Here is a 6,105-nt window from a genome sequence, read left to right as displayed (position 1 = left end):
CAGTGGTCTGAAGCTCCGCTGTTGCCCATCGGAAGAATGTCCTCGCCGCCTTCGGCACTCAACCTTTGCAGGCCTAGGACACGCTCGATGTTTCCGATTCGTGAACTCAGCTCTTCTTCGGGCATGGCTGCTCCTTCTGGGATGACTGATTTTTCGCGTGAGCGCGCTCTGGAGTTACGGCTTGCTTTCCCATCTGTCCTTGCGGTGGAGTCGCTACTTTTGCGCCTCCAGACAGTGGTTGCTGTAAGCACTGTTACCGCAGTGGTCTGAAGCTCCGCTGTTGCCCATCGGAAGAATGTCCTCGCCGCCTTCGGCACTCAACCTTTGCAGGCCTAGGACACGCTCGATGTTTCCGATTCGTGAACTCAGCTCTTCTTCGGGCATGGTCCCTCCTTCTGGGGAGACTGGATTTTTCGCGTGAGCGGGAAGGCGGATCGTTACTGTCGCTTGCCGCTATACAGGCAAGGCCAATCGCGCCCTTGCAGATCGAACCGAATGTTAAGGACTCCTCCGTCTCCAGGTGTTACGGTACCCGTGGGCTCAGCAGCGCAAACACCAAAGCGATGATCTAGACTGTGAATTAGTTCGTGTGCTACGTATTTAGTTTGGAGGTGTTCAGATTAAACATTTTCGATGTATGGTAAAGGTCACGCATTAGGCTGGTAATGCGCCAACAACTTGGTGGAGGGTGCGGGTTTGACCTCTACACCAAATGGAAACTGTTCAGTCGTCTTTAGTTGTCACGGTGAGTGGAGGCTCTATGAAGAATTCGGGGGAAATAAAAGAAACTTCTGAAAGTTCGCTAATTAATGAGGCTGCGGCATCTCGTCTCGAAGCCGAGGTCGAGGATACTCTGAAGAAGACTGCTGGACATATGGCGCAAGCCGCAGAGTATGCGCGCACTGACCGGCTTTGGCCGGCTCAAGAGCTCGTCTTCACGACGAATCCTCTGAGTCTTGCCTATGGCGCTTGTGGCCCGGCTCTGTTCCTTCGTTTTTCCGGCGCACTGCTCGAGTTTCCGGATGATATTAGCGTCTGGATGAAGAACAGACGGATCAGTGTGGACGACTATCCACCTGGTCTATATATTGGGCTCGCGGGCATCGCCTCAACGTTTCATGAGGTGGGCATGCCCGAGGAGGCTGAAGAGGCCATGGATGTTCTCTATCAATCCCCACTTTTGTACGAGGAATCCAACGTCTTCCTGGGGGCTGCCGGCTGGGGGATTGCGAGCCTGCATCTATATAGTCAGACGGAGAAGCAGAACTACTTGGACTGGGCTGTTCGTTGTGGCGAACATATTCTTCAGGCAGCGCAGCAAGAAGGTGAGACGTGCTTCTGGCCCTGTAATAGCGATGGACGAATTCACTACGGCTTTGGGTACGGCGCAAGTGGAATCGGTCTTTTCTTGTTGTACCTCTATCGTGCGACAGACAGGGCAGACTTCTGCAATGCAGCGATTCAGGCGCTAGAGTATGACTTGGCCAATAGGTTTGAAAGTGATGTTGGCTGGCTTTGGAGTCGATTTGAGGGCGATAATCTTGTTCGACCTTACTGGATGCAAGGCAGTGCGGGAGTCGGGAGCGTAGCGATTCGTTTCTTTCGATTTCTCGGAATCGACAAATACTTGAGTGTCGCTCAGCGGATCGCGGATGACGCCTTCATCAAGTACACGGTGAACCCCGGCCTTTTTAGCGGACTAACAGGCATAGCAGAATTCATGCTCGACATGTTTCGCTTCACTGGTCATGAGGAGTATCGAGGCAGAGCCCTCGATATGGCTGACACTATCTTGCGGTTCAAAATCGATAGGCCGGATGGCGTGGCCTGGCCGGATCGATGGCTGAGGCAAATCTCTTATGATTATTCGAGTGGAGGGTCAGGGATCGGCCTCTTCTTTTCGAGACTTGTTTCTCTCCATGACCGCCCTCTCCTAGACCTAGGTGGCAGTTGATAGAGCTTTCCTCGCCCCTTGCCTCACGACCCTTATGCCGATTATCTCAACTCCACAGATGGCGAAACGATTGACTCCGGCGATGATGAAATCTCCCGCGCTGCTGAGGTAGAGAGTGTCTGAAAAGGGGCCGGAGGGTCATACTGACAGGTGTCGGGCACGGCCCCGGCATGTTGTGGATTTGATGGGGTTGGGCACACGATGCACGGGCGAACGCGGGTGTCGCCATGGGTAAAAACTGGCCCATTCCAGGCGTGAGAAGGGGCACGATTCCTCAAGATCGAGGTTTCCACACCGAAGATCTGCGGGAGGAACCGTGCCCACTGCTGCCCTATCATTGCCGCACCGCCCCGCCGAGGAGGGCATGTTCGCCGAGGTGGCACAGTCGAACGGTGTCGGCGGTGGACTTATGGCCCGGTTTCGGGCGGTGCATGACTCCCGGGCGGTGTACAACACGCTGCACTCGCTGGAATCGATTTGGCGGTGGCCACGTACGGCACGGCGACGGTGGGCGGGAACACCGTGACGGGCATCAGCCACTGGGCTGACGACGCCCCGCAGGAACTGCTGGCGGTGCTGGGGTGCTGACGTGACCCGTGGACCGGGTTGCACCGAGCACCCAGCGAGCGGACCCTGCGCCGGGTACTGGCCGGGGTCGATGGTGACGAGCTGGACCGGCAAACCTGCCGCTATCTGGGCGGGCAGGCCGCGATCGGCGAGTCCGGCGAGGGCCAGGCATCCGAGCGGTGTGCGGAGACAGCAGAGATCGAGGACGTTGCAGTGCATCTGTGGGTGGGCATGGGCGTGGAACGCGAGACGCGCCGGGCTCGGCAGCGGGCACGACAGCGGCCGGATCCAGCGGGGGTGCTGGCTGGCGGGGCCGCCGACGGCAAGGCCCTTCGGGGAGCCCGCCACGGCGAGGAGCACGGGCCGCAGTTGCTGTCGCTGCTGCATCACACCCGTGGGGTGGTCTTGGGCCAGCGGCGGATCGCCGACAAGACCAGCGAGGTCCCTGAGCTGGCGCCGCTGCTGCTCGATGCTCTGGCCTGCGGCGATATCGCGGTCGTCACCGTCGATGCGCTCCATACCGTCCGTGAGACGGCTCGGCATCTCAGCGAGGACCTCGGCCTCTACTACGTCATGATCTTGAAGGAGAATCAGCTGAAAGCGCTGGCGGCGGCGATGCTGGCCCTGGCCGGCGGCACTGATGCCGCACACGAGCGGGCCGCGACCGGACACACCGACCTAGACAAGGGGCACGGCCGCCGCGAACGCCGCACCATCCGCACCGCCGCGGCCGACGCGATCGACTTCCCCCATGCAGCCCAGGTCTTCCGGATCGTGCGGCAAGTCGCCGAAATCGGCGGGCCAGGGGTCAGCAAGGAGGTGGCCTACGGGATCACCAACGCACCCCCCGACGTCGCCGGACCCGCCCACCTGGGCATCTTGTACCGCGTCAAAACGCGGCCACGATGGCTCTGACCTGTGGTTTGACGGGATCCGTATCCGCAGACAAGATCGCGTCTTGTGCTTGTTCGCCTGCTCTATCTGATCACGGGGTGTTCGGCTGGCTGATGTTGCTGGGCCGCAGTCAAGCGTCGAAGGACGCGGAAATTATGGTGTTGCGTCACGAGGTGGCGGTTCTGCGGCGTCGGGTCGGACGCCCGAAGCCGGACTGGGCCGATCGGGCCGTTCTCGCGGCGCTGGCCCGATGGTTGCCGGCGGTCCTGCGCGCCCATCGTCTGGTCACCCCGGCAACGTTGCTGGCATGGCATCGTCGTCTGCTGCGACGGGTATGGACCTACCCGCATCGGCCCGGGCGTCCAGGAACGCCTCCGGAGCTTCGGGACCTGATCATTCGTTTGGCGCGGGAGAACCCCGGATGGGGCCATCGACGGGTGCACGGGGAGTTGGCGCGGCTTGGCTTTCAGGTCAGCGAGGCGACTGTGCGGCGCGTCCTGCGTTCGCGCCGTATCGGACCGGCGCCCCGACATCTTGATACTTCCTGGCGGACCTTCTTGCGGTCACAAGCCGAAGGCCTTCTGGCTTGCGATTTCTTCCATATTGACACGATCTTTCTGAAGCGCTTGTACGTGTTGTTCGTGATGGAGGTTCGCACGCGACGCGTCCACGTCCTGGGTGTGACCAGCCACCCCACCGGTGCGTGGACCGCTCAGCAGGCCCGCAATCTCCTGATCGACCTCGGCGAGCGAGCAGGGTCGTTCCGCTTCCTCATCCGCGATCGGGACGCCAAGTTCACCGCCGTTTTCGATGAGGTGTTCGCCGCTGTGGGCATCACGGTGCTGAAGACTCCGCCGCGGGCACCTAGGGCGAACTGCTATGCCGAGCGCTGGATCCGGACGGTGCGCGCCGAGTGCACCGACCGCATGCTGATCTACGGCGAACGTCACCTGCGTTCGGTTCTGAACGAATATCTCGATCACTACAACGCGCATCGGCCGCATAAAGCTCGTGGACAACGGCCACCCGATCAAGGTGAGCCTGTGGTGCCGATGCAAGGCCGGATCGAACGCCACAAGATACTTGGAGGAGCGATCAACGAGTACCGCCGAGCAGCCTAGCTCGACTGGTGGAAACCCCAGATCAGACCCCATGCGCGAGTTTTGACGCGCTACAGGTAGGCAGCCTCAACCCTGAGGGGAAACGACCAGAGTGGCCTGCAGGATGCGAGCGACGATGCCTGGGGGAAGTTAGCGCACCTACGGATTAAAAGTCGCAGTTCTCAATATCGACCACTATCGAATCGTGTTCTCTTGTATCGCGATGTCATGCGTTGCCCGCACTCAAAATGTCCGAGAATGCCGCCCGGTGTTATGCCGTATCAGGCGCCGATAAGCATCCAACGAGCAACCGTGCAATGGTTGGCATCCCTTGACTATGCGCACTTCTCGACTGCCCGGGCAGTTTGGCTACGTGAATCTCGGTGGTGCGGACTGCTGGTCACCAGGCATGGAATCGCCGGTTACTCGGCTGTGAGGCCCGCGTCGTCGAGTCGCTTGATGAGGCTGCGCTTGCCCTGGTGTCGTTCCCGGAGGTGGGTGAGGCGCTCGGTGAAGGCGCCGGTGTGCTCGTCGCGGAGGGCCAGGGCGTGCAGGTCGCGCAGGAGTTCGAGGGCCAGGTCGTATTCGCGGGGCTTCTTGGTGCCGATGGAGGTCTCCACCACGTCCCACGCGGCGTCGAGATCCTGGGCGAGCCGGTTCAGGCGCAGTTCCCTGGCCTGGCGTCGCTCCTGTTCCCGGCGGGCTTGTTCTTCGGTGTGCCGGGCCGACTCCTGCTGCTCGCGAGCGTGGCGGCGGGCGACGGCGGCGTCCAGCAGTTGGGCGACCGTCCGCCCCGTCTCCACCTCCTGGCCGGTGATTCCGCCGCCGAACTCACGCAGCAGTTCCCACCGAACCTTCGCGCCGTCTTCCTCGGCCACCCGCAGCAGCAGTTCGTCCTTGCGCTTGGCGGGCAGAGCGCCGATCCAGGCGGCCAGGGCCTGCCGGTCATGCTGGACGGGCTGCACCGCCCGGCTGACCTCGGCGGCTGCCGCGAGCAGGTCGTCGTCCAGGCGGAGGAAGTCGGCCAGGGCCCGTTGCGGTGCGGTGAGCGAGCCCAGTCCCGGCGGGACGGGCGGCTCCAGTTCGTCCTCTTCCTCGTAGTCGAAGGCGTCCTCGTCGCGCTCCCACGCCCCGTACGCCGACAGCCAGGCCAGATAGAGCGGCCGCAGGTCACCGGCGGCCAGCTCGGCGCGGATGCCGACGATCGCCGACAGCGAGCGTTCGACGTCGTCCTCCCAGTACTCCTCCTCCGCCTCGCTGGTGGAGTCGAGGACGAGGTGTCCGCCGCTGGTCCAGGCGCTGACCTGCTCGCCCACGCAGTAGCGTTCTGCCTGCTTGAGGTCGAGCACGGCCTTGGGCAGGCGCAGCATGATGCGGTGGGTGCCCCAGTTGGCCAGGTACAGGTGGGCGTCGTAGTAACGCTCCATCATGCGGGACGGGTCGCCGCGGAAGTCTCCCCAGTGGTATTCGTTGGTGAAGCTGGTGGCGGTGATGTGCGCCCGGGTGGACAGGGCGCGCACCTCGGCCTGCTGCTGGCTGGTGAGTGGCCGGTCGATGGCCAGGAACTCGTAGTACTGGTATTCGCTCATG

At 62.0% G+C, this 6,105-nt stretch carries 5 protein-coding genes; 3 read left to right on the top strand and 2 right to left on the bottom strand.

Annotated elements, in window-relative coordinates:
- Positions 1-213: 213 nt before the first annotated feature.
- The gene (locus ITP53_RS34355) at positions 214-384 is read right to left on the bottom strand and encodes a hypothetical protein (protein ID WP_195899623.1); all 171 of its coding nucleotides are present in this window, start codon (positions 382-384) and stop codon (positions 214-216) included.
- 376 nt (positions 385-760) lie between these two features.
- On the opposite strand from ITP53_RS34355, the gene ITP53_RS34350 reads away from it, so the two are divergent.
- From ITP53_RS34350 to ITP53_RS34340, 3 genes are all read left to right on the top strand, one after another.
- Positions 761-1,954: a lanthionine synthetase C family protein gene (locus ITP53_RS34350; RefSeq protein WP_195899622.1), complete on the top strand. Its 1,194-nt coding sequence runs from the start codon at positions 761-763 to the stop codon at positions 1,952-1,954.
- 606 nt (positions 1,955-2,560) lie between these two features.
- The gene (locus tag ITP53_RS34345) at positions 2,561-3,436 is read left to right on the top strand and encodes an ISAs1 family transposase (protein WP_195899621.1); all 876 of its coding nucleotides are present in this window, start codon (positions 2,561-2,563) and stop codon (positions 3,434-3,436) included.
- A 77-nt stretch (positions 3,437-3,513) separates the two neighbouring features.
- On the top strand, positions 3,514-4,536 hold the full coding sequence (locus tag ITP53_RS34340; protein ID WP_207756800.1) for an integrase core domain-containing protein: 1,023 nt from the start codon (positions 3,514-3,516) through the stop codon (positions 4,534-4,536).
- Positions 4,537-4,937: 401 nt separating this feature from the next.
- Here ITP53_RS34340 and ITP53_RS34335 read toward each other — a convergent pair whose 3' ends face one another.
- Positions 4,938-6,104, bottom strand: a complete 1,167-nt coding sequence (locus ITP53_RS34335) for a hypothetical protein (protein ID WP_195899620.1) — start codon at positions 6,102-6,104, stop codon at positions 4,938-4,940.
- Position 6,105 lies beyond the last annotated feature (1 nt).

The sequence above is a fragment of the Nonomuraea cypriaca genome, assembly GCF_015645445.1.
Classification (GTDB): Bacteria; Actinomycetota; Actinomycetes; order Streptosporangiales; family Streptosporangiaceae; genus Nonomuraea; species Nonomuraea cypriaca.
Note: the sequence above shows the minus strand (reverse complement) of the source record. Positions and strands in the feature narration are given on the sequence as shown.

Bases quoted from the DNA above. Each gene is read 5' to 3' on its own strand.
- ITP53_RS34355 (WP_195899623.1), bottom strand. From the start codon at position 384: ATGCCCGAAGAAGAGCTGAGTTCACGAATCGGAAACATCGAGCGTGTC.
- ITP53_RS34350 (WP_195899622.1), top strand. From the start codon at position 761: ATGAAGAATTCGGGGGAAATAAAAGAAACTTCTGAAAGTTCGCTAATT.
- ITP53_RS34335 (WP_195899620.1), bottom strand. From the start codon at position 6,104: ATGAGCGAATACCAGTACTACGAGTTCCTGGCCATCGACCGGCCACTC.